The organism is Auraticoccus monumenti (genome assembly GCF_900101785.1).
In the GTDB taxonomy this organism is placed as follows: Bacteria; Actinomycetota; Actinomycetes; order Propionibacteriales; family Propionibacteriaceae; genus Auraticoccus; species Auraticoccus monumenti.
This window is the reverse complement of record NZ_LT629688.1, coordinates 502,467-525,790: the sequence shown is the minus strand read 5'-3', so window position 1 is coordinate 525,790 and position 23,324 is coordinate 502,467. Positions and strand designations below refer to the sequence as shown.

20 protein-coding genes are annotated in these 23,324 nt (G+C 73.9%); 9 read left to right on the top strand and 11 right to left on the bottom strand.

Annotated features, from left to right (window positions below; translation table 11 throughout):
• Positions 1-286: 286 nt before the first annotated feature.
• A complete protein-coding gene (locus BLT52_RS02445; RefSeq protein WP_157676929.1) occupies positions 287-931 on the bottom strand; it encodes a TetR/AcrR family transcriptional regulator in 645 nt (214 codons plus the stop codon).
• Between the two features lie 97 nt (positions 932-1,028).
• Here BLT52_RS02445 and BLT52_RS02440 point away from each other — a divergent pair, with 97 nt between their 5' ends.
• The 5 genes from BLT52_RS02440 (at position 1,029) to BLT52_RS02420 (ending at position 9,599) form a co-directional block, all read left to right on the top strand.
• Complete coding sequence (locus tag BLT52_RS02440; RefSeq protein WP_090590305.1) at positions 1,029-3,785, top strand: MMPL family transporter; 2,757 nt, start codon at positions 1,029-1,031, stop codon at positions 3,783-3,785.
• Entirely contained in the window at positions 3,785-6,163 is a 2,379-nt protein-coding gene (locus BLT52_RS02435) for a YhgE/Pip domain-containing protein (protein ID WP_090590302.1), read from the top strand. Before BLT52_RS02440 ends, BLT52_RS02435 begins: the two co-directional genes overlap by 1 nt.
• Before the next feature lie 347 nt (positions 6,164-6,510).
• Positions 6,511-7,299, top strand: coding sequence for a tyrosine-protein phosphatase (locus tag BLT52_RS02430; protein WP_197679158.1), 789 nt, complete (start codon positions 6,511-6,513; stop codon positions 7,297-7,299).
• 55 nt (positions 7,300-7,354) lie between these two features.
• A complete protein-coding gene (gene dgoD / locus BLT52_RS02425) occupies positions 7,355-8,509 on the top strand; it encodes a galactonate dehydratase (protein WP_090590298.1) in 1,155 nt (384 codons plus the stop codon).
• 25 nt (positions 8,510-8,534) lie between these two features.
• Positions 8,535-9,599: an alanine racemase gene (locus tag BLT52_RS02420; protein ID WP_231946456.1), complete on the top strand. Its 1,065-nt coding sequence runs from the start codon at positions 8,535-8,537 to the stop codon at positions 9,597-9,599.
• Positions 9,600-9,906: 307 nt separating this feature from the next.
• Here the strand turns inward: BLT52_RS02420 and BLT52_RS02410 are convergent, their stop codons facing one another.
• The 6 genes from BLT52_RS02410 to BLT52_RS02385 form a co-directional block, all read right to left on the bottom strand.
• Entirely contained in the window at positions 9,907-10,392 is a 486-nt protein-coding gene (locus tag BLT52_RS02410; RefSeq protein WP_090590295.1) for an SRPBCC family protein, read from the bottom strand.
• A gap of 144 nt (positions 10,393-10,536) precedes the next feature.
• Entirely contained in the window at positions 10,537-12,498 is a 1,962-nt protein-coding gene (locus BLT52_RS02405) for a DUF5107 domain-containing protein (RefSeq protein ID WP_090590292.1), read from the bottom strand.
• Between the two features lie 274 nt (positions 12,499-12,772).
• Positions 12,773-13,606, bottom strand: a complete 834-nt coding sequence (locus tag BLT52_RS02400; protein WP_090590291.1) for a uracil-DNA glycosylase — start codon at positions 13,604-13,606, stop codon at positions 12,773-12,775.
• On the bottom strand, positions 13,603-14,154 hold the full coding sequence (locus BLT52_RS02395; RefSeq protein ID WP_090590288.1) for a TetR/AcrR family transcriptional regulator: 552 nt from the start codon (positions 14,152-14,154) through the stop codon (positions 13,603-13,605). Before BLT52_RS02395 ends, BLT52_RS02400 begins: the two co-directional genes overlap by 4 nt.
• A 78-nt stretch (positions 14,155-14,232) precedes the next feature.
• Positions 14,233-15,351, bottom strand: a complete 1,119-nt coding sequence (locus BLT52_RS02390; RefSeq protein ID WP_090590285.1) for a lipid II:glycine glycyltransferase FemX — start codon at positions 15,349-15,351, stop codon at positions 14,233-14,235.
• Positions 15,352-15,491: 140 nt separating this feature from the next.
• Positions 15,492-16,487 (bottom strand): CPBP family intramembrane glutamic endopeptidase, encoded by a 996-nt coding sequence (locus BLT52_RS02385; protein ID WP_090590282.1) that lies wholly within the window; start codon positions 16,485-16,487, stop codon positions 15,492-15,494.
• Between the two features lie 158 nt (positions 16,488-16,645).
• Between BLT52_RS02385 and BLT52_RS02375 the strand changes: the two genes are divergently transcribed.
• The 3 genes from BLT52_RS02375 (at position 16,646) to BLT52_RS02365 (ending at position 19,509) form a co-directional block, all read left to right on the top strand.
• Positions 16,646-18,181, top strand: a complete 1,536-nt coding sequence (locus BLT52_RS02375) for a sensor histidine kinase (protein WP_090590277.1) — start codon at positions 16,646-16,648, stop codon at positions 18,179-18,181.
• Entirely contained in the window at positions 18,178-18,825 is a 648-nt protein-coding gene (locus BLT52_RS02370) for a response regulator (protein ID WP_090590274.1), read from the top strand. Before BLT52_RS02375 ends, BLT52_RS02370 begins: the two co-directional genes overlap by 4 nt.
• A 264-nt stretch (positions 18,826-19,089) precedes the next feature.
• Positions 19,090-19,509 carry a helix-turn-helix domain-containing protein gene (locus BLT52_RS02365; protein WP_090590272.1) on the top strand — a complete coding sequence of 140 codons (420 nt, stop codon included), beginning with the start codon at positions 19,090-19,092 and terminating at the stop codon, positions 19,507-19,509.
• A 270-nt stretch (positions 19,510-19,779) separates the two neighbouring features.
• Here the strand turns inward: BLT52_RS02365 and BLT52_RS02360 are convergent, their stop codons facing one another.
• The 3 genes from BLT52_RS02360 to BLT52_RS02350 form a co-directional block, all read right to left on the bottom strand.
• Positions 19,780-20,376, bottom strand: coding sequence for a ClpP family protease (locus BLT52_RS02360; protein ID WP_090590269.1), 597 nt, complete (start codon positions 20,374-20,376; stop codon positions 19,780-19,782).
• Positions 20,376-21,011 (bottom strand): ClpP family protease, encoded by a 636-nt coding sequence (locus BLT52_RS02355; RefSeq protein WP_090596202.1) that lies wholly within the window; start codon positions 21,009-21,011, stop codon positions 20,376-20,378. The genes BLT52_RS02360 and BLT52_RS02355 overlap by 1 nt, the downstream gene beginning before the upstream one ends.
• A 120-nt stretch (positions 21,012-21,131) precedes the next feature.
• Positions 21,132-21,725, bottom strand: coding sequence for a TetR/AcrR family transcriptional regulator (locus tag BLT52_RS02350; RefSeq protein ID WP_090590267.1), 594 nt, complete (start codon positions 21,723-21,725; stop codon positions 21,132-21,134).
• Positions 21,726-21,864: 139 nt separating this feature from the next.
• Here BLT52_RS02350 and BLT52_RS02345 point away from each other — a divergent pair, with 139 nt between their 5' ends.
• Positions 21,865-22,707: an alpha/beta fold hydrolase gene (locus tag BLT52_RS02345; RefSeq protein WP_090590265.1), complete on the top strand. Its 843-nt coding sequence runs from the start codon at positions 21,865-21,867 to the stop codon at positions 22,705-22,707.
• A gap of 103 nt (positions 22,708-22,810) precedes the next feature.
• Here BLT52_RS02345 and BLT52_RS02340 read toward each other — a convergent pair whose 3' ends face one another.
• Positions 22,811-23,251 (bottom strand): GNAT family N-acetyltransferase, encoded by a 441-nt coding sequence (locus BLT52_RS02340; protein WP_090590264.1) that lies wholly within the window; start codon positions 23,249-23,251, stop codon positions 22,811-22,813.
• Between the last annotated feature and the right edge of the window lie 73 nt (positions 23,252-23,324).

Below are 23,324 nucleotides of genomic sequence, written 5' to 3'. Positions count from 1 at the left end.
CGAACCGATACAGCGACGTGCTCATGGGCGCACGCTGGCTCGCGGAGGGGCCCGTCATGTTCGTATGAGCAGGTTCGTGCAGGGACGTGGCTCCTGACGGGGTGGTCCCTCGCCGTGCCGACCGGGAGCCGCCGTGCCCGACTCCGAGCCGCCGTGCCGGACCGGGAGCGGCCGTGCCCGACTGGGAGCCGCCGTGCCGGGCCGGGAGCGTCCGTGCCCCGACTCCGAACGCCATGGCTCGGCCGCTGAGCCTGGACCAGCGGGCGGCCCGACGGAAGGCGTCGGATCAGGCGGTGGGGGCGTCGGTCATCAGGGCGCGCAGGACCGCGACCATCTGCCGCTTGACCGCCGACTTGTCGCCGCGGCGGTCGTGCAGGGCGGCGTCCAGCAGGCCCTGCTCGAAGACGCTGCCCAGCAGCCGCCCGACCTCCCGGCCGGGGAGGACCAGCCGCAGCCCGTGGCGCTCGATGCCCCGCTCGATGATGGAGGCGACCATCGCGTCGGTCTGCTCCTCCATCTCCAGGAACCCGCCGCGCACCTCGGGGTTGCGGATGGCCAGCAGCCGGAGCTCGTGCATGGTCAGCAGCGTCTCGGACTCGGCGTCCTGGCTGTCCACCACCAGGTCGACGGCCCGGACCAGCGTGTGCTCGGCGTCCAGGCCCTCCTGCTCGGCGGAGTCCAGCGCCTCGTTGGCCCGGGCCAGGTGGTCCTCGACGTGCTGGCGCATCACGGCCAGGCAGAGGTCCTCCTTGGAGCCGAAGTTGGAGTAGAACGCGCCGCGGGTGAACCCGGCCCGCTCGCAGATCTCCTCCACGCTGGCCCCGTTGACGCCCTTCTCCGCGACCACGTGCACGGCGGCCTCCATCAGCCGCCGCCGGGTCCGCTCGCGCCGCGCGCTCGGGGTGCCGGGCGGCTTCACGGTGAGACTCACGCCACCTCCTCGGGGTTGGTCCGCGTCACCCTATCGGATACAGTCCCGTATCGGATACAGGTCTGTATCGAACGTACGTCACCCACTCGGGAGCGCCATGTCGTCCTTCCTCTACGCGCTGGGCCGCGCCGCCTTCCGTCACAAGTGGCGCACGGCCGGCATCTGGCTGCTCGTCGTGGCCGTGCTCGGCGGGTCCGCGGGGCTGGTCGGCGGCTCCTTCGACAACGAGTTCTCCATCCCCGGTGCCCGGTCGCAGGTGGCCCTGGACCAGCTCGGACGCACCTTCCCGGAGGTGTCGGGGACGTCGGCCAGTTTGATCGTGGTCGCCCCCGAGGGCTCGGACGTCCGCAGCGAGGAGGTGCGCGACGCGATCGAGACCGGCATCGACGAGCTCGAGGCGCTGGACTTCGTCGACACCGCGTCCAGCCCCTACGACGAGATGGTCAGCGGGATGATCAGCGACGACGACCGCGCCGCCATCGTCAGCGCCCGCATCCCCGGGGACGCCGAGGAGGTCACCGACGCCCAGCGCGAGGAGCTGGTGGCCGTGGCGACCGACCTGCAGGAGTCGCTGCCCGGCTCGCAGGCCAGCATGGGCGGGGAGATCTTCAACCAGTCCGTCCCCGGCTTCAGCATCGTCGAGGTGATCGGCGTCGGGGTGGCGTTGGTCGTGCTGCTGATCACCCTCGGCTCGGTGGTCGCCGCCGGGATGCCGCTGCTGACCGCCCTGCTCGGCGTCGGGGTCTCGATGACCCTGCTGCTGCTGGCCACCGGGTTCACCACCATCAGCTCCACCACCCCGATGCTCTCGGTGATGCTGGGGCTCGCGGTGGGCATCGACTACGCCCTGTTCATCCTGTCCCGCCACCGCGAGCAGCTGGCCCGCGGCCTCGACGTCGAGGAGTCCGCCGCCCGCTCGGTGGCCACCGCCGGCTCGGCCGTGGTCTTCGCCGGGCTGACCGTGATCATCGCCCTGGTCGGGCTGGCCATCGCCCAGATCCCGTTCCTCACCGCCATGGGCGTCTTCGCCGCAATCGGCGTCGCCGTGGCCGTGGTGGTCGCGCTGACCATGCTGCCGGCCCTGATGGGCATGGCCGGGGAGCGCATGCGCCCGAAGAAGGTCCGTCGGGCGATGGCCGCCCAGGAGCCCCTGCCGCAGGCCGCCGCCGACCGCCCGGGTGGCTTCTTCGCCGGCTGGGTGAAGGTGGTCACCAAGGTCCCCGCGGTGACCGTCGTGGTGGTGCTGGTCGGCTCGGTGCTGCTGAGCCTGCCGGCCCGCGACCTGACGCTGGCCCTGCCGAACGCGGGGGAGAACCACGTCGGCACCCCCGCCCGCACCACCTACGACCTCCAGGCGGAGTACTTCGGCCCGGGGTTCAACGGACCCCTGATCGTCACCGCCGAGATCGTCGGCTCCGACGACCCGCTCGGCGTGATGGAGGGCCTCCAGGAGGACATCGAGGCGATGCCGGGGGTGGCGAGCGTCCCGCTGGCCACGCCGAACCAGAACGCCGACACCGGCTTCGTCCAGATCGTCCCCACCACCGGCCCCTCCGACCCCGCCACCGCCGACCTGGTCGAGCGGCTGCGCGAGATGGAGCCGGGCTGGCAGGACGAGTACGACGTCACCACCGCCGTCACCGGCGTCACCGCCATCCAGATCGACGTCTCCGACCGGCTGGCCGGGGCGCTGCTGCCCTTCGGCATCTTCGTGGTCGGTCTCTCGCTGGTGCTGCTGACCATGGTGTTCCGCTCCATCGCGGTCCCGATCAAGGCCACGCTGGGCTACCTGCTCAGCATCGGTGTCGCCTTCGGGCTGACCACCCTGGTGTTCATCCAGGGCCACGGCGCGGAGCTGATCAACCTCGAGCGCCCGGGCCCGATCATCAGCTTCCTGCCGATCCTGCTGATGGGCATCCTCTTCGGCCTGGCGATGGACTACGAGGTGTTCCTGGTCTCGCGGATGCGCGAGGACCACGTCCACGGCACCCCGGCGCGGGCGGCCGTCCACTCCGGGTTCCGCGGTTCCGCCTCGGTGGTCACCGCCGCCGCGGTGATCATGTTCGCCGTCTTCGCCTTCTTCGTGCCCGAGGGGGAGGGGGCCATCAAGCCGATCGCCTTCGCCCTGGCCGTCGGGGTCGCCTTCGACGCCTTCGTGGTGCGGATGACCCTCGTCCCGGCCGTGATGGCCCTGCTCGGCGAGCGGGCCTGGTGGCTGCCGGGCTGGCTGGAGAAGAGGCTGCCGGCCCTGGACGTCGAGGGTGAGCAGCTGCACCGCGAGCTCGCCCTGGCCCAGTGGCCCGCCGCCGGCGCCGGACGCGCCGTGCACGCCGAGGGGCTCGGCGTCGAGGGCCTGGTGGCCCCGGTCGACCTCGACCTCGACCCCGGTCAGGTCCTCGTCGTCGAGGGGGCCCCGAGCGGGCGCGCCGCGCTGATGATGAGCCTGTCGGGCCGGATGACGCCGGACCTCGGCCAGGCCCGCGTGGTCGGGCAGCTGGTCCCCGGGAGCAGCGCCGCGCTGCGCCGTCGCACCGGTTACGTCGACGCCACCGTCCACGCCCAGGTCGCTCGCGGGCTCGAGGGTCTGGCGCGACGCCGCCCGCCGCTGGCCCTGGTCGACGGGGCCGACGCCCTCGCGACCCCCGAGGCGCGGCAGGCCCTGGACCGGCTGCTCCGCGCCGCCCAGGAGCGCGGCGACCAGGCCGTGGTGCTGGGGGTGACCACCGCCTCGGTGGTCGCCGACCTCGTCGCCGGGCCGCACCAGCTGCTCGTCCTCCGTCCGCCCGCCGCCCCCGGCGGGCACCTCCCCGAACACGCCTTCGCCGGCACCACCTCCGAGAAAGGTCTGCGCTGATGCTCCGTCTCGAGCGCGCCAACGCCTCCCGCCGGGTCACCTGGCTCTCCCTCCTCGGGCTGGTGCTGGTCCCGGTGATCGTCGCCGCCGGCTTCCTCTGGGCCATCTGGGGGTCGGAGGACCGGCTGGACCGCGTCCAGGCCGCCGTGGTCAACCTCGACGAGGGGGTGGAGATCGACGGGCAGCAGGTGCCGCTCGGCCGCCAGCTCGTCGGTGGCCTGGTGGACTCCGACGTGGAGAACTTCACCTGGAACCTCTCCGACGCCGAGGACGCCGCCGACGGCCTGGCCTCGGGCCGCTACGCCGCGGTGATCACCATCCCGGAGAACTTCTCCGAGGCCGCCACCTCCTTCGGCGGTGAGGCCGACGAGGCCGAGCAGGCCACCATCGACATCCGGACCTCCCAGGTCACCGGCATCGCCGACGGCGCCCTGGGCCAGACCATCGGGCAGGTGGCGGTGCAGACGCTGAACTCCGAGCTGACCCGGACCTACCTGGACAACATCTACGTCGGCTTCAACGACATCGGCGAGCAGTTCAGCACCGTGGCCGACGGGGCCGGTGACCTGGCCGACGGCGCCGAGGGGCTGTCCGAGGGCGTCACCGAGGTCGGCGACGGCATCGACGGGCTGGCCGAGGGTCTGGGACAGCTGGGCACGGCCGGCGGCGAGCTGGCCACCGGGGTGGCCACCCTGGCCTCCGGCGCCGGGCAGCTGGCCGAGGGCGGTCCTGCCCTGGCCAGCGGGGCGTCCCAGCTGGCCGACGGCGTCTCCACGCTGGACGAGAACGTCCCGGCCGTGACCGGTGGTGCCGCCGAGCTGGCCGAGGGGGCCGGGGAGTACGCCGACGGCATCGAGCAGTACACCGGTGGGGTCGACCAGGCCGCCGCCGGGGTGTCGGAGCTCAACGAGCAGCTGCAGGCCGGGCTCGGCGGCGCGGAGCTGTCCGGTCCCAGCGAGGAGGACCTCGGCCAGCTGACCGGCGGGGTGGATGCCCTCGCTACCGGCGCCGGAGGACTGGCGTCGGGGCTGGAGGACCTCCGTGACGGGCTGCAGGCCCCGGCCGACCCGACGGACGTCCCCGAGTGCCCCTTCGTGACCCCGCTGGAGTGCCAGGCCTACTACGCCGGCTTCGGCGACGGGGCCGAGGAGGTGACGACGGCGGTGACCGGCGCCCTCGGTGACGCCGGCACCGAGCAGTCCCTGATCGGTGGGGCCACGGCCCTGGAGACCGGCGCGGAGCAGTTCGGCGTCGGCATCGGCGAGCTGGCCGACCAGCTCGGCGGGCTGAGCGGTCTCGGTGACCAGGTGCAGCAGCTCCTGGACGGCGTCGACCAGCTCGACTCCGGCCTGAGCCAGCTCTCGGAGAACAGCGAGCAGCTGAACACCGGTGCCGACGGCCTGGCCAGCGGCGCGTCCCAGCTCAGCACCGGGCTCGGCGAGCTCGGCGAGGGCATCGGGCAGCTGGACGACGGGGCCTCCCAGCTCTCCTCCGGGGTCGGCCAGTACACCGCCGGCGTGACCGCGATCAGCGACGGTCTGGCCCAGCTGTCCCCGGGTCTGACCCAGTACACCCAGGGTGTGGCCCAGTCCGCCGAGGGCACCCAGGCCCTGGCCGACGGGTACGGCGAGCTCGAGGACGGCGCCAGCCAGCTGGCCGACGGCAGCCGCGAGCTGGCCGACGGCCTGGCCGAGGGGGCCACCAAGATCCCCAGCTACGACGAGTCCGACCGGGAGAACCTGTCCACCGTGGTGGCCGAGCCGGTGACCGCCGACGGTGCCGCGGAGCTGCTGCCCCAGGCCGGCTCGACCAGCCTGCTGATGGTGCTGGCGCTGTGGATCGGCGCCCTGGCCACCTTCCTGGTGGTGCAGGCCGTCTCCGCCGGTACCTGGATGTCGTCGCGGCCGTCCTGGCAGCTCGCGCTGCTGTCGATGGCGCCGGGTGCGGCGGTGGCCACCGTGCAGGCCGTGGCGCTGACCGTGGTCGGTCAGGTGGTGCTGGACCTGGCTCCGGTCCGGGTGATGCAGCTGCTGGCGCTGCTGCTGCTGATCGGGTTCGCCTTCGTGGGGATCAACCACGCCCTGGCCGCCTGGCTGGGTGGCCTGGGTCGGATCATCTCGGTCGCCGCGGTGGTGCTGACCGCGGCCGGGTCGATCATCTCCGCGGTGCCGGCCCTGTTCGACGCGATCCGCCCGTTCCTGCCGCTCAGCCCGGCCCTGGACGCCGTGCGCGCCCTGCTCACCGACGGGACCGGTCTAGGTGACCAGGTGTTCGCGGTGGTGGCCTGGCTGCTGGTCGCGATCTGCGCCAGCGTGCTGGCGGTGATCCGGGAGCGCTCGGTCAAGCCGGCCACCCTGCTCCGCGCCCAGACCGCCTGACCTCCGCCGTCCGACCCGCCGGCCCCCTGATCGGCTGTATGTCGTCCAGGTGACTGCCGGCGGGTCGCGGCGTGTCGGCGTGCACCGAGCCCTCGGCGTACACGATCCCAGGGCCCTCCTCCCTGACCCCGGTGCGGTGACCGCCAGGCGAGGGTCCTGTCCCACGGACCTCCTGGCCCTGCTGCAGCGGCCGGCGCAGGGGCGGCGGCATGGACCGCGCCCTGAGGACGTGTACGTCGTGAGCTCGGTGCACGCCGACACGCCGCGACACGCCGGCCGAGACCGCGATGACATACAGCCGGGCAGGGGTCGGGGCGGTGGGGACGGGCAGCCCTAGACTTCCTCCCGTGCCGAACTGGATCGAGATGGACGGGCTGGTCAACCTCCGCGATCTGGGCGGGACGCCGCTCGAGGGCGGTGGCGAGGTGCGTCCCGGGCGGCTGCTCCGCTCGGACAACCTGCAGGACCTGAGCGAGGCCGACGTCGCCGAGCTGCGACGCCGCGGGCTCAGCGACGTGATCGACCTGCGCACCGCCTACGAGGTCAACGCCACCGGGGACGGCCCGCTCAAGGGCGACGGCGGGGTGGCCCACCACCACTTCAGCTACTTCGTCGAGCAGCACGGCGAGGCGTCCTCCCCCGAGTCCGGGGACGAGCTGCCCGAGGACGCCCTGCCGTGGGTCGGCAAGCGGCTCGACGTGGAGCTCGACGACTACTTCGCCTCCACCTACTGGGCCTACCTGACCGACCGGCCCGAGTCGGTGGTCGGCGCCCTGCGCGCGGTGGCGAACGCCGAGGGCGCCGCCCTGGTGCACTGCGCCGCCGGCAAGGACCGCACCGGGACGACCGTGGCGCTGGCCCTGCGGCTGGTCGGCGCGGACCGCGACGCCGTCGTGGCCGACTACGCCGCCAGCAACGAGCGGCTGCCGCTGATCGTGCAGCGCCTGGTGTCCTCACCGGTGTACGCCGCCAACCTCCGCGACCGTCCGCTCGCCTCGCAGGCCACCAAGGCCGAGACCATGGACACCTTCCTGCGCTATCTCGACGACGCCCACGGCGGCGTGGAGGCGGTGCTGGCGCGGCTCGGCTGGACGGCCGCGGACACCGACGCGATGCGTCGCCACCTGCTGGACTGAGCACGCCCGCCGCTGCTCCGGCCCAGCCGCGTGGCGTCCGTCCCGAGAGGAACCCATGCGCATCACGAGGCTCGACGTCCACCACCTCAGCCCGCGGTACTCCGTCCTCGTCGTGCACACCGACGACGACTCGGTCTTCGGGCTCGGCGAGGCCTGCCTGGAGGGCAAGGCCCGTGTCGTCCAGGCGGCCATCACCGACTTCGAGCCGTTGCTGCTCGGGCAGGACCCGCGCCAGGTCGAGAAGCTGTGGAACGACATGTACCGCACGACGTTCTACCCGAGCGGTTCGGTGCTGGCCAGCGCCATCTCGGCGATCGACCAGGCCCTGTGGGACATCACCGGCAAGCACCACGGCGTCCCGGTGCACGAGCTGCTGGGTGGACGGGTGCGCGACCGGGTCCGCGCCTACCGCCACGTCAACGTCGGTGACCACGGCGACGCCGAGGTGGCCCGCGACCAGGACCACATCGACGAGCTGGTCGCGGTGGCCCGGGTGGCGGTGTCGCAGGGCTACACCATGATCAAGACCGCGCTGCCCGGACCGGCCCGGGGGCTGGAGTCGGCCGCCTTCGTCGACTTCCAGGCGAGGCGGTTCGCAGCGCTGCGCGAGGCCGTCGGGCCGGGGGTCGACATCGCCATCGACTTCCACGGCCGGGTGGGTCCGGCGCTGGCCAAGGTCCTGATCAGGGCCATCGAGCCGTGGTCGCCGATGTTCGTGGAGGAGCCCTGCCTGCCCGAGAACGTCGACGCCATGGTCGACGTCGCGCGCTCCACCACCGTCCCCATCGCCACCGGTGAGCGGCTGTTCACCCGCTGGGGCTTCCGCGACGTGCTGAGCAAGGGCGCGGCCGCCGTGCTGCAGCCCGACCTGGCCCACTGCGGGGGCATCTCCGAGGGGCGCAAGATCGCCACCATGGCCGAGATGCACTACGCCCAGCTGGCCCCGCACAACCCGCTGGGGGCGGTGAACCTGGCCGCCAGCATCCAGCTGGACCTGGTGACGCCCAACTTCCTGTGCCAGGAGCAGATCCACCTGGGCGAGGGCGTCATCACCCACCCGTTCGAGGTCGTCGACGGCTACATCGAGGCCCCGACCGCCCCCGGTCTGGGGGTCGAGCTCGACCCCGCCGTGCTGGCCAGCGACTGGGACGGGTCCTGGACGCTGCCCAGCTGGCGCGACCCCGTCGACGGCTCGCTGCTGCCCTGGTGAGGTCGGCCGCAACTAGGGTGTGTCCGTGAGTGGACTGACCCTGACCATCCAGGCCGAGCGCTGGCGCGAGCACCTGGCCACGACCTTCGCCCGGGCCGCCGTGGTGCCCGTGGTCAAGGGCAACGGCTACGGCTTCGGACGCGAACGGCTGGCCGCGGAGGCCGAGCGGTTGGGGGCGGACGTCCTCGCGGTCGGCACCGCCTCGGAGGTCGGCTCGGTCCGCGAGGCCATCTCCGGCGACGTCGTGGTGCTGACCCCCTGGCGCGCCGACGACCTGGACGCGGTGGCGCTGGCCACCGACCCCAAGGTCATCACCACCGTGTCGCGCGAGGTCGACCTGGCCGCCCTGTCCGCCGGTGGCGAGCGGGCCCCGCGGGTGCTGCTGGAGCTGCGGACGTCCATGCGCCGGTACGGGATGGAGCTGGCCGAGGCCGGCTCGGCGGTGGGTCGGCTGGACGCCCGGGACGCCGCCGCCGGCCAGCCCGGGGTGGTGCTGGAGGGCTGGACCATCCACCTCCCGCTGCTCGAGCGGGGACGGCTGGAGGAGGCCCGCCGGCTCTCCCGGGCCGCCGTCGCGCTCCGCCGGGCACCGATCTGGATCTCCCACGTCACCCCGGAGGAGGCCACCACGCTGGCCGCCGAGCTCGGCGTCGACGTCCGGCTGCGGCTCGGCACGTCGCTCTGGCTGGGCGACCCGGGGGCGCTGCGCACCACGGCCACCGTGATCGACGTGCACCGGGTGGCCAGGGGTGAGCGGATCGGCTACCGGCAGCGCCGGGTCAGTCGTGACGGGTGGGTGCTGGTGCTGGCCGGCGGGACCGCCCACGGGGTCGGGCTCGAGGCCCCGTCGGCCGCCTCGACGCTGCGCTCGCGGGCCATCTCGGCGGCCACCGGCGGTCTGGAGGCGGCGGGCCGGGCGCTGTCGCCCTACACCGTCGCCGGGCGGAAGCGATGGTTCCTCGAGCCGCCGCACATGCAGTCCTCGATGGTCCTGCTGCCCGGGGAGGAGCACGCCCCGAGCGTGGGGGACGCCGTCCCGGTCCAGCTGCGGCTCACCACCGCCGTCGTGGACCACGTGGCCGAGGCCTGAACAGACCCCGGCCCACCGGCGCCGGCAGAGCCGGTCCGCAGCAAGCCAGGTCGAGCAACCAGGAGCGGACCACCGTGCCCTCGCGCCGGGACTCGACGACCGCCGGGACGTCGGTGACCTCACCCGACGCGGCCAGGAGCTCCCAGCCCTCGGCGTGGGCCGGCATGATCGCGGTCAGCTGCCGGTCCCGGCGTGTGCCGGTCCCGGTGGGGAGAGATGACAACACCCGGCCCCGGCCGAGGCCGGGCACCGGGTGCGATCGTCGTACCTCAGACGCCCTGACGGCGTCCGCGGCGGGTGGGAACGCTCAGACGCCGGGGTTCGGGTTGGCGCCCGGACCGGGGGCGACGTCGCCGCGCCACTGACCGGACTCGGTCCCACGGGACTCGATGAAGGCCTTGAACTTCTTGGTGTCGGCCTTCACCCGGGCGTCGTCCACGCCCACGGCGGCACCGATCTTCTCGACCGCGCCCTTGGGCTCCCAGTCGATCTGCACCGCGACGCGGGTGGTGGTGTCGCTGAGGCGGTGGAAGGTCACCACGCCCGCGTGCTCCACCTCCCCGCCGATGCTGCGCCAGGCGACGCGCTCGTCGGGGTGCTGCTCGGTGATCTCGGCGTCGAACTCGCGCTCGACCCCGCCGATCTTGGTGACCCAGTGGGTCATGGTGTCGCTGGTCTGGGTGACGGACTCGACGCCACCCATGAACTCCGGGAAGCTCTCGAACTGCGTCCACTGGTTGTAGGCAGTAGTCACCGGGACGTCGACGTCGACCGTTTCCTGGACCTGGCTCATTGAACCTCCTGCTGTTCCGGGAGCACCGTGCGCGCCCCCTGGCCCTTCGTTTACCCACGCGAGCCATCTCAAACAGGAAGGGCGGCGGCGGGAGTCGTTGACACCGGGGTCGCACTGTGTCGTGGCCCGACTGAGGCCCGGGGCTCAGCCCCCGGTCATCGAGAAGTCGTAGCGGGCGGGGACGGGACGGTCCTGACCGAGTGCCTGCTGCACCGCCTGCCACAGGTCGGCCAGCCGGACCGAGCCCTCGCGCAGGTCCACCGGGGCGATCCCGGCGTCCAGCAGCCGTTCGGCGGTCGACGCCTCACCGGTGGCCAGCCGGAGCCGCACCTCGACCAGCAGCACCCGGTCGTCCCGGCGGAGCTCGGCAGGTAGCTGCTCCAGCAGCTCGCGGGCGACCCCGGCCCGACCGGTCTCCAGCAGCTCGGTCAGCGCCTCCACGGCCAGGGGCCGCAGACCCGGGGCGAGGGTGAGCGCCTGCTGGTACCCCTCGACCAGGCCGGCCGGGTCGCCGGAACGGCCCGCGGCCACCGCGAGGTTGCGCCAGACCCACGGGCTCGGGCGGTGCTCCAGGCTCTCCCGCCACGCCGTCACCGCGCCGGCCTCGTCCCCGCGCCACCAGCGCGCCACCCCGCGGTGGTAGCGGACCAGCCAGCCGCCGTCGGCCGCCTCCAGCAGGTCACCCCACTGCACCAGGGTGCCGTCGGGAGCGGTCAGCGGGTCGGTGTCGGGGAGCCTGCCCTCCAGCAGGGGCAGCCAGGCCCGTTCGCGGGTGTGCGCCCCGGTCATCGCGAACGGGGTGCCCTCGCTGACCGTCGAGCCGGTGCGCGCGAGCTCCAGCGCGCCCCAGCCCGACGCCGTGTGCAGCACCCGCTCGGGGACGACGTCGGCCAGCGCGGCCAGCTGACCGGCGCGACGGTCCATCTCCTCCTCGGGCAACCGCTGGTCCAGGTGATCGGCCACGGCCCGGCGTGCCCTGGGCCACTCGGCGGCGGCGTCCTCCGGGTCCAGGGCCGCTGCGCCGTACACCTCCAGCCAGCTCCACGCGCTCCGGCCGGGGAGCTCCAGGTGCTCCATCTGGGTGCGGGCCAGCCCGGCCTGGATCTCGGCGTAGCCGTGCCCGGTGCCGTCGGGGGTCAGCCACTCCTGCCAGCGCCGCCCGCCGCGTCCCTCCCCCCAGACGAACAGCTTGCGGCCCCGCAGCCGGCACGTCGAGGCGTGCAGGATCCCGGTGCCGTCGGGCTCCACGGCGGCGACGAAGGGCCGCTCCCGCGCACGGGCGGCGGTGTCGGGCAGGTCCTCGGCGGGCAGCTCGAAGAAGTAGTCCACGGCACGGCGGTGGGCCATCGGCCGGGTGAGGTCGGACACCTCGTCCCCTCCGGGGACGTCCACCAGCTCCAGCCGTTCGGTGTAGCCATAGCGCCAGGCCTGGTCGGCCGGGACGAGGACCCGCGTCGCCGGGGTCTGCGGCACGGCCGCGTTGGACCACCAGTACGCCGGGGCGGGCTGCTCGGCCGGGTTGGTGACCCGGACCGAGACGTGCAGCAGGTCCGAGCCGCCGGGCAGCCAGAGGTCCAGCTGGCTGACCAGGCCGCGGGTGCGTTCCCACTCCCACAGCCGCAGCACCGGGCTCCCGTCCGGGCCGGTCAGGGCCGCGGCGTGCACGGGCTCGCAGGTGCCGGTCCAGTGCCCGGTGCTGCCCAGGTTCCACTCCACGCCGCCGGCGAACCAGGCGCCGCGCAGCCCCAGGTTGCCCGGCTGGATGACGGCGTTGCGGTGCAGCAGCTCCCGGCCGGTGGCGCGCTGGACCAGCGAGTGCAGCCGCCCGCCCAGGGTCGGCAGCACCGTGGCGGTCAGGTGCTCGTTCTCCAGCACCAGGACGGGGAGCCGGACGGGCCGGCGGTCGCGGTCGTAGCCGTCCTGGAACAGGCAGGGGAGGATGCTGCGCAGGTGCCCGTGCCCGATGCCGCGCCGCATCCCGACGGGGAGGTCCTCGGCGTTGCGGACCCGGTGCAGGTCACCGTGACCGCCCAGGTCGGGCAGCGGGTTCTCCGGACCCAGCCCGGCGCAGGGGATCTCCAGCAGCTCCTGGCGCAGCTCGCTCACGCCGCGCCTCCCCGACCTGGTCCGCGTCCTCCCGGCACCGCTGTCCCCATCTCCGAAGCTCCGTCCGGGCGCTCCGCGGCGCCACTGCGACGAGGCTAGTACCGACCCCTGACAGCGCTCGAGTCCACCTCCGGCCGTCGACGCGGGCTGGTGCGCGGGCCACCGGCGCTGCCGCCGCGGCCGGTTCGAGGAGGACCGGGCGCGCCGCCAGCCCAGGGCGACGGCGAGGATCCTCGCCGGCCGGCTCGTGCGAGCCGACGGCGGGCGTGGACCGTCAGAGCAGGGCCAGGGCGGCGTCCAGCATGGGCTCGGTGAGGCGTCCGGTGAACGTGTTCTGCTGGCTGACGTGGTAGCTGCCGACCAGTCGCACCGGACCGTGGGGTCCACCGAGCTCCACCACCCGGGCGTGCCCGAAGACCGGCTTGGGCCGCGCGACGCCCCAGCCGACGCGGCGGGCCGAGGAGAGGGCGGCGTCCCAGGCGATCGAGCCGAGGGCCAGGACCGAGCGGACGGTGTCCGCGGTCAGCTGCACCTCCCGGTCCAGCCAGTGCCCGCAGGTACGGCGCTCGTCCGGGGTGGGCTTGTTGGCCGGCGGGGCGCAGCGGACCGCCGGCACGATCCGGACCTCCGTCAGCGCCAGCCCGTCGGCGGCGGAGGTGCTGTGCGGCTGGTTCGCCCACCCGGCCCGGTGCAGGGCGGCGTAGATCCAGTCCCCGCTGCGGTCGCCGGTGAACAGACGCCCGGTCCGGTTGCTGCCGTTGGCCGCCGGGGCCAGCCCGACCACCAGGATCCGCGGTGCGCGGTCGCCGAATCCGGGGCCCGGACGTCCCCAGTAGGGCTGGTCGGCGAAGGAGGCGCGGCGCCCGGTGGTGGCCACCTGCTCCCGCCAGGCCACCAGCCGGGGGCAGGCCCGGCAGACCGAGCTGCGGGCCTCCAGCTCGGCCAGGTCGGTGCAGCCCCTGGCGAGGTCGAGCACCTCGGGCTCGCTGCCGGCCACCGGCGTCTCCGGCTCGGCCGGGTCGCCCGGCCACCCGGTCCCCGGCGGCACCGGTGAGGGGAAGAGCTGGCCGGTCACCGGGTGCGGCCGCAGGTCGTCCTCGGAGGTCATGTCCCCTCCGTCGCGAGCAGCTGCTCCACCAGGGGCAGCACGAGGTCCAGCTGCCCGCTGCCGGCCGGCTGGCCGGGGGTGTCGGCGATCATGCCCTGCAGGTAGAGGCCGTCGCCGAGCAGCAGCACCAGCCGGGCTCGGGCGTCGTCGCCGATGGCCTCGGTCAGCAGCTCCAGCCAGCGCGTCTCCAGGGCGCGCAGCCGGGCCCGGGCCTGCAGACCGGCCTCCTTGGTGAGCCGGGAGGCGGCGATGAAGAGCTCGTTGAACTCGACCGAGCTGGTGACGTCGGAGGTGCGCAGGTAGTAGTCGACCGGTCCCTCGGGGGCGCTGCGCATCGCCGCGACGTCCGCCTCGCCGAGCTCGTCCAGCCGCTCCAGCAGCCCCTGGACCAGGGCGTCGCGGGAGCCGAAGTGGTAGAGCAGGCCGCCCTTGGTGACGCCGGCGCGGGCGGCGACGGCCTCCATCGTGGTTGCCGACTCGCCCTCGCTGAGCAGGATCTCGACGAAGGCACGCAGCACCTTGGCCCGGGCGACCGGCGGACGTGACACGCCCTGGATCGTACCGGCGCTCCCGGAGTGCACTCCTGCTGCGACTGCGCAGCAGCAGTGCACACCGGACGGCGGGCCTCAGCCGCGACGGGCCATGTAGACGTCGAAGGCCTTGTACAGCAGCCGGTTCAGCGGGAGGTCCCACTCGCCGAGGTAGGTGTAGGCCTCCCCGCCGGTGCCCACCTTGAACTGGATCAGCCCGAGGTGCGGGTCGTCGTTGGCCACCGAGTCGGTGATCCCGCGCAGGTCGTAGACGTCGGCGCCGGCGGCCAGGGCGTCGCGCATCATCTGCCACTGGACGGCGTTGGAGCCGCGGACGTCCCGCTTCGCCGAGGTGGAGGCGCCGTAGGCGTACCAGACGTGGCCACCCACCCGGGTCCAGATCGTCGCAGCCACCAGGTCGCCCTCGTGCTCGGCCAGGTACAGCCGGATCCGGTCCTCGGCCTCGGGCTGCAGCGCGTCGAACATCGTCTCGAAGTAGGACAGCGGCCGCGGGGTGAAGCCGTCGCGCCGGGCGGTCTCGGCGTAGACGGCGTGGAAGGTGGCCAGGTCCGAGCGGTCCCCGACCCGGACGGTCACCCCGGACTTGTCGGCCTTCTTGATGTTGCGCCGCCACAGCTGGTTCATGCCCTTGAGCAGCGACTCCTCGCTCTGCCCGGTCAGCCGCACCCAGAACCGGTACGTCGGCTGACCGGCGGCGAAGCCCTCGCCGTCGGGCTTGGGCGGCAGCCACCCCAGGCTGCGGAGCTGGTTGTGGGCGCGGGTGGCCACCGGGTCGGTGACGTCGGGGCGGACCTCGGTGAGGGAGCGCACGGACTCGTCGGCCACGGCGGCCTTGATGGTGGCGGCGTGCCAGGTGCGCCAGACCAGCGGCGGCCCGATCCGGACGCCGAAGGCCCCGCGTCGCTTGAGGTGCCGGGTCATCGGTGCCAGCAGCTCACCGAGGCGGTCGGTGTCCCAGTCCAGCAGCGGCCCCTCGGGGAGGTAGGCCAGGTAGCGCTTGAACCGGGGCAGCTGGCGGTAGAGCACCAGCGCCGCCCCGACCATCGTCGAGCCGTCGAACCAGCCCAGCGACTCACTCGTCCACTCCGGCTTGGCGCCGGCCCAGGCGGGGGTCTGCAGGTAGCTGGCCGAGGCCAGGCCCTCGACGAAGGCCAGGTGCTCGGCGGTGGTGATGGAGCGCACGGTGACAGTCACCCGGGGGAATCTACCGGCGCCCGGCGGCCCCCGGCGCCCCTCGACCCCGGGCCCGCCCGCCGTGCCGGGGCCCGCAGGGACGCGAGGCCGGGTCACCGGCCGGCCCGGCGGTGCAGGGACGGCCGGTCGGGAAGGGCGTCTCAGGACGACGTCTCCAGGGCGACCGGCGCCGGCGCCGGGCGGGGTGCCGGCAGCGGGGCGAGCGCCGGCCGGGTGCGCTGGACGCCCATCCGGTCGGCGCTGCGGACCAGCAGCCACGCCGCCAGGCCCTGCACCACCAGCGACGCCACGAACGCCGGCACCGTGATGTCGGTGACGTTGGGATCGGCCCAGCCGACGGCCTGCATCACGGTGAGCAGGCCGTTGTTCACCACGTGCAGCGCGATCGCCGCCTCCAGCCCGCCGGTGCGCCAGGTGAGCCAGCCGGTCAGCAGGGCGAACACGGCGATCCCGGTCTGACCCAGCACGTCGTACCCGTGGCCCACCACGAACAGCGGCACGGGCAGCACGACGGCGAACGCGGGGTGGCGCAGCCAGCCCCCGACCAGCTGCATCAGGCCGCCGCGGAAGACGTACTCCTCCGCCGCCGCCTGCAGGGGCACCAGCAGCACGGCCCCCAGCAGGAACACCCAGGCCGACGGGATGAACCGTGCCGCGGTCAGCGGGACGCCGGTCAGCGGGTCGAGGAGCACCAGCTGCAGCGTGAGCCCGACGACGTACACCGCGACGCTGATCAGGAGCGCCCGCCCCAGCCAGCGCCAGCGCAGCCGTCCGGTCACCGAGGACAGCAGGCCGACCGGGCGGGGTCCGAGGATCCGTCGGGCCAGCAGCAGCGCGGGCAGCATCAGGGCGATCAGCGCGAACCCGGAGACGAAGGCGTACGGGTCGTTCATGTCCAGCGCCAGCACCCGGTCGCTGACCGTGGACCCCGTGATCGCGTCGACCGCGACCGCGGCCGTCACCAGGAGGAGGCCGGAGGCGGCGTAGAGGACGGCGGCCAGCAGCAGCACGAGCAGCGGCCGCCAGCCGCGGGACCCGGCCACGACCCCGAGGCGGTGGAAGGCCACGTCAGGAGGAGGCGTCGGGGCGTCGGCGAAGGTGGGGGAGGCCACGGGAAGGGCCTGGGGCTGGTTCATGACGGTCACGCTAGGCAGCCGCGGGGCTGCTGCGCACCGTGCTGCGGCGTTCTTCCACCCGGCGCGGAGCAGGATCCACCCCAGGGTGGAGACGGGGTCGACCGACCTCCACGCGACGGTGGACGCGCCGACTCGTCCCGCCTTCCTAGAGTGACGCCGTGGACCACGTGACCGACCCGGCGACGACCGACCGCGCCGCGACGGCGAGCGGTCCCGCGCCGACCGTGACCGGTTCCCCGACGAGGACGGCGACCGACGCCTCCACGACGGCGGCCGCGACGACCGGCTCCGCCACGACGTCGACCGGGTTCCTGGCGAGCGGCTCTCCGCTCACGGGGAGCGCCGACGCCGTCGGGGTGGCCCGGGCGCCGCGCCGGTGGTGGCACCGCCGTCCCTGGCTGGTCGAGCTGGTGCTGGCGCTCTGCTTCGCCCTGACGCAGGCCGTCGGCTCCCTGCTCAGCCTGATCGCCACCGAGGGGTCCAGCCTGCTGCTCGACTGGGCGGGGTTCCAGGTGGGACTGGCGGCGGTGCTGGTGCGCCGCCTGCACCCTCGGCTGACGCTGGGGGTGGGCCTGGTCGGGACGCTGGTGCTGATCCCGCTGACCGGCGGGGACCTCCTGTTCGTCGTCGCCGTGGCGCTCTACACGCTCGCCGTGCACCGCTCCGCCACGGCGGCCTGGCGGGGCCTGGCGGTCTCCGCCGCCGGCCTGGCGACCGTGACCGGCCTGGGCGCCCTGGGGCTGCTGGAGACCTCGGGGCTCCTCACCGTGGCGCCCGACCCCACCACCCAGGGGCCGGTGTACGACCTGGGCGCCGGCGCGCTGCTCGTGCTGGGGCTGGTGGTGGTCACGCTGGTCGGGACCAACGTGGGGGCCCGACGCCGCTACGTGCAGTCCCTGGTCGACCGGGCCCGCGACCTCGAGCGCGAGCGCGACCAGCGGGCCCGGCTGGCGGTGGCCGAGGAGCGCAGCCGGATCGCCCGGGAGATGCACGACGTGGTCGCGCACAGCCTCTCGATCATGGTCGCCCTGTCCGACGGGGCCAGCGAGACCGTCGACGTCGACCGCGTCCGCGCCGCCAGCGCCCAGGCCGCCGAGACCGGCCGGGAGGCCCTGGTGGAGATGCGGCAGGCGCTGCGGGTGCTCGACCCCGACGACACGGGGGAGCGACGTCCGACGCCGGGACTGGGTGACCTGCCGGCCCTGGTGGCCGAGCTGCGGGCGGTGGGGCTCCCGGTGGCCGCCACCTACGAGCCGGGCCTGGAGCTGCCGCCCACGCTGGGGCTGACCGTGTACCGGCTGGTGCAGGAGTCGCTGACCAACGTGCTGCGCCACAGCCGGCAGCCACGCCGGGTGCGGGTGCTGGTGGTCGCCGTCGGCCGGCACCTCGAGGTCGAGGTCACCGACGACGGGACCGGTCCCACGTCGAGCGGTGGTCCGGCCGTCGGTGGTGCGGCTGTCGGTGGTGCGGGTGCCGGGGCGACAGCGGTCGGTGGCTCAGGTGGCGGCGGGGTCGACGGCGGCCGGGTCGGTCCCGGGCGGGGGCTGCTGGGGATGCGCGAGCGCGTCGCAGCCGTCGGCGGCGTGCTGGAGGTCGGACCCCGCGACGGCGGTGGCTGGCGGGTGCGGGCGCTGATCCCGCTGCCCGAACCGCACCGCGACCCGGTGACCGCGGCTGCGGGGGTGGGTTCGTGAGCGTGCGGGTGCTGCTGGTCGACGACCAGGACCTGGTGCGGATGGGGATCCGGATGGCGCTGGAGGCCGACGACGGGCTGACCGTGGTCGCCGAGGCGGGAGACGGCGCGACCGCGCTGCGGATGGCCCACGAGCACCGACCCGACGTGGTGCTGATGGACGTCCGGATGCCCGGCACGGACGGCATCCAGGCCACCACCCGCATCACCGCCGAGCTGCCGCAGGTGCGGGTCCTGGTGCTGACCACCTTCGACCTGGACGAGTACGCCTTCGACGCCATCCGGGCCGGGGCGGCGGGCTTCCTGCTCAAGAGCGCCCGCCCGGCCGAGCTGCGCAGTGCCGTCCACGCGGTGGCCCGGGGCGAGGGCGTCACCTCACCCCGGGTGACCCGCCGGCTGATGGAGCTGGCGCGCCCGGCGCTGCCGCGGGAGCCGGACGCCCGGCTGGGCACCCTGACCGCCCGCGAGCGGGAGGTGCTGGCCCTGGTGGGCGAGGGGCTGAGCAACCCCGAGATCGCCGCCACCCTGGTGGTGGAGGAGTCGACGGTGAAGACCCACGTCAACCGGCTGCTGGCCAAGCTGGGGGCGCGGGACCGGGTGCACGCGGTGATCTTCGCCCTCGAGCAGGGCGTCCGCCGGGGGTGATCCGCGGCTCGGCGGCCGCCGCGGCGTCCTCCTCACCTGCGAGTCGCCGTGGCGACGGGTCGTCGCCGTGACCTCAGGGTCCTGCGGGTTGCAGGCTGAGCTCCGACGTCAGAGCCACGGCTTTCTCCGGCGTCACCGCCCCGACGGCAGGTTCGCCGCCTCGGCGACGGACAGGCCAGCGCTGGAGGGCCGTTGGCCCGCGCAGGGATCCGCTGTGAGCGGAACAGGCTGCCCGTCGCGGACGCCGCGACCTACCGTGGGCCCATGGGAGACCTCGTGCCGCTGGACCGCCACCTCGACCAGCACGACACCGTGCGCCGCGACCGGGCCGGCCGGCGTCCCCTCGACCGCGGGTCGGAAGGCGGCCGCGCCCGGCGCCCGGGTCCGAGCCGTCCGGTGGTCGAGCCGCTCTGGCGCGAGGTGACCGGCCGCCGGCTCCGGGACCGCAGGCACGCGCTGGGGGAGACCCTGGCGGAGACGTCCGCGCGGGCCGGTGTGTCCACCCAGTACCTCTCCGAGCTCGAGCGCGGTCTCAAGGACCCCTCCTCGGAGATCCTCGCCGCGGTCGCCGGGGCCGTCGGTCTCACCCTGCTCGACCTGACCACCGGCGTGGTGAACGACCTGGCCTCGGACCGCCGGGTCAGCGGCTCCCCGCTCCGCGGCCCCGTCGCCCTCGCCGCCTGAGTCGCCAGCCCCTGCGCTGGTAGGAGGCGGACCGCCCGGGGTCGCGAGCTGGCCACGCGCCAGCCGTGTCCGCGTGCCGCGTGCCCGTGCACCACAGAGCCACCCGAGCGAGGTCACGAACCGTGGCCGATCCTGCGGGGCCACGGGCGGGCACCAGAACGGCGTCACCTCCGCACCGAGCTCGGTGCAGGAGTGACGCCGTTGGTGCCGTACCGGGCTGCCGGAGGCCGCGCTGCTCCGCGCGTCGACTCCCAGCAGGCAGGGCCCCGGTCAGGCCGCCTCGCGGAGCCGGATGACCGAGTCGGCCAGGCCGTACTCCACCGCCTCGGAGGCCCGCAGCACCCGGTCGCGGTCGGTGTCGCGGCGCAGCTCCTCCAGCGAGCGGCCGGTGTGGGCCGACAGCACCTCCTCCATGTCGGTGCGCAGCCGCAGGATCTCGTCCGCGGCCAGGATCAGGTCCGGGATGGTGCCGCGGCCCTGACCCGAGGGCTGGTGCAGCAGCACCCGCGCGTGCGGCAGCACCGACCGGCGCCCGGGTTCCCCGGCGGCTAGCAGCACCGCGGCGGTGGAGATGGCCTGCCCGACGCAGGTGGTGGCGATCGGCGCCCGGGTGTAGCGCATGGTGTCGTAGAGGGCGAACATCGCGGTCACCGAGCCACCGGGGGAGTTGATGTAGAGGTTGACCTCCTGGTCGGGGTCCTCGGCGTCGAGGTGGAGCAGCTGGGCGATCAGCGCGTTGGCCACGCCGTCGTCGAGCTCGGTGCCGAGGTAGATGATGCGGCCCTCCATCAGCCGGCTGTAGACGTCCATCACGCGCTCACCGCGGGAGCTGCGGCTGATCACGTTGGGGATGGTGTAGCTGCTCATCACCGCACCTCCTGCGGCAGGCTGGCCACGAACCCGGCCTGGCCGGCCAGGCCGCCGGGACGGGTGGGCCGCACCTGCTCGAAGGAGGTGACCACCTGGTCCACGAAGCCGTAGGCGACGGCCTCCTCGGCGCTGTACCAGTGGTCGCGCAGGGAGTCCTCGAAGACCCGCTCCGGGGTCTGCCCGGTCGCCTCGGCGATCAGCCCGATCACCGTGTCCCGCATGGCACGGAGGTCCTCGGCCTGCAGCTCGATGTCCACCGCCGAGCCACCGATGCCGGCCGAGCCCTGGTGCAGCAGGACCTTGCTGTGCGGCAGCACGTAGCGCTTGCCACGGGCGCCGGAGCAGAGCAGGAACTGCCCGGCGCTGGCCGCCATCCCCAGGGCCAGGGTGGCGACGTCGTTGGGGATCATGGCCATGGTGTCGCGGATGGCCAGCATCGCCGGCACGGAACCACCCGGGGAGTTGATCCACAGGGCGATGTCGGTGCGCGGGTCGCGGGTGGAGAGCAGCACGAGCTGGGCGCAGAGCTGGGTCCCCAGGGCGTCGTCGAGCTCGCCGTCCAGCAGCAGCACGCGGTGGTCGAGGAGCTCGGTGGCGGTGCGTTCGCGCACCGGGAGCGGGTTGTCGGTCATGTCGCCACCCTCCCCGCCGCCCCGGGCCCGGACCAGGGTGTGCTGCTGGCAGCAGATCTGCCCTGAGCAGCCCTGACGGGAGGCGGTGGGCACCCACGGGCGGTCAGCCGTTCAGCCGGCTCACTGACCCGGGGACGAGGCGACGTCGGCGTCGAGCAGGGCGGCGGCGGCGGCCTTCGCCCGGGCGGCGATGGTGGCGTCGCCGGAGATGGCCGCCGTGGTCTGCGCCCCCTCGGCGAGCAGCACGATCTGCAGCGCCACCGCCGGGGACCCGCCGGCGGCGCGCACCAGCTCCTCCACGTACTCGCGGAACGCGGCCTTGGTCTCCCGGACGACGGCCGAGACCTCCTCGGACCGAGGCCCCAGCTCACCGAAGGCGTTGATGAAGCCGCACCCGCGGAAGCCCGGCTCGCAGAACCAGGCGTCGAGGAAGTCGAAGATCGACAGGGCCCGCCCGCGGGCGTCCTGCGCCTGGTCCCGGCTCGTGGTGAGACCGTCGCGCAGGGACTGCTGGCGCAGCCTCAGCACCGCCACGACGAGCTCGTCCTTGGAGCCGACCAGGGCGTAGAGCCTCTTGAGCGAGACGCCGGACGCGTCGCGGACCGCGTCCATGCCGACGGACTGGATGCCGCGCTCGTAGAAGAGCGCGTCGGCGGCGCGGACCACCTGGTCGCGCAGGTCGGACCCGGTGGCGGCTGTGCGCTGCGTGTTCACCCCTGGTGCTCCCCACCGTCATGAGAACGCTGATTCTCCATGACTCGATGGTACGGCACGGAGGCTTGACGGGAGAACGCTGGTTCTCTACGTTGAGCCATGTGAGAACGAGCGTTCTCCATCATCGAGAGGAACCGTCATGGGCACCATCAAGGTCGGCACCGAGAACAGCACCGACATCGAGCTCCACTACGAGGACCACGGCACCGGGCAGCCGGTCGTCCTCATCCACGGCTACCCGCTGGACGGCAACAGCTGGGAGCTCCAGGCCCGCGAGCTCATCGCCGCCGGCTACCGCGTCATCACCTACGACCGTCGCGGCTTCGGCCAGTCGTCGAAGGTGGGCACGGGCTACGACTACGACACCTTCGCCGCCGACCTCAGCACGGTGCTGGAGACCCTCGACCTGCGCGACGTGGTCCTCGTCGGCTTCTCCATGGGTACCGGTGAGCTGGCCCGCTACGTCAGGAACCACGGTCACGAGCGGGTCGCGAAGCTCGCCTTCCTGGCCTCCCTGGAGCCGTTCCTGGTCCAGCGTGAGGACAACCCCGAGGGCGTGCCGCAGGAGGTCTTCGACGGCATCGAGACGGCCGCGCGCACCGACCGCTACGCCTGGTACACCGAGTTCTACAAGAACTTCTACAACCTCGACGAGCTCCTGGGCTCGCGGATCAGCGAGGAGGTCGTGCGGGCCAGCTGGAACACCGCCGTCGCCAGCGCGCCCGTCGCCGCCTACGCCGTGGTGCCCACCTGGATCGAGGACTTCCGCACCGACGTCGAGCGGGTCCGCGAGGCCGGCCTGCCGACGCTGATCCTGCACGGCACCGCCGACAACATCCTGCCGATCGACGCCACCGGCCGCCGCTTCCGCGACGCGGTGCCCGCGGCGCAGTACGTCGAGATCGAGGGCGCTCCGCACGGCCTGCTCTGGACCCACGCCGCCGAGGTCAACGAGGTGCTGCTGGCCTTCGTCCAGGCCTGACGAGATCCTCCGTCACCCGTCGCGGCGCCCCTCGAGGGGTGTCGCGGCGGGCAGCGGCGGCTCCCGACGAGCCGGGCTGCCGCGGGTCAGTCGAGGGTGCGGGTCATGAAGACGCTGTGGGGTCGGGTCGGTAGTCGCCGAACGGCGGGCACCCGACGAACCCGTGGCGCGCGTAGAGGGCACGGGCGGGGGCGAAGAAGTCCTGGCTGCCGGTCTCCAGCCACAACGAGCGCCAGCCGCGCTCCCGGGCCCGATCCACCAGGTGGGTCAGCAGGGCCGCGGCCACACCGCGTCGCCGGGCAGCCGCCGAGGTGCGCATCGACTTCACCTCACCGGAGTCCGGTGACAGCTCCTTGAGGGCGGCACAACCCAGCAGGACGTCGTCCTCCCAGGCGGTCCAGACGGTCGTCCCCGGGGAGGTCAGACCGCTGAGGTCGAGGGCGTGGACGCTCTCCGGCGGTGAGGTGGCGTGCATGTCGGCCAGGTGCTCCTCGAGCAGCGCGTGCACCGCCGCCCGGGACAGGTCGTCGCGCTCGATCCGCACGCCGGGAGCCTAGCGGGACGAGACGCGCGGGCTGCCGGCGAACGCGGACCCCGTCGGGCGGCACCAGGCCAGC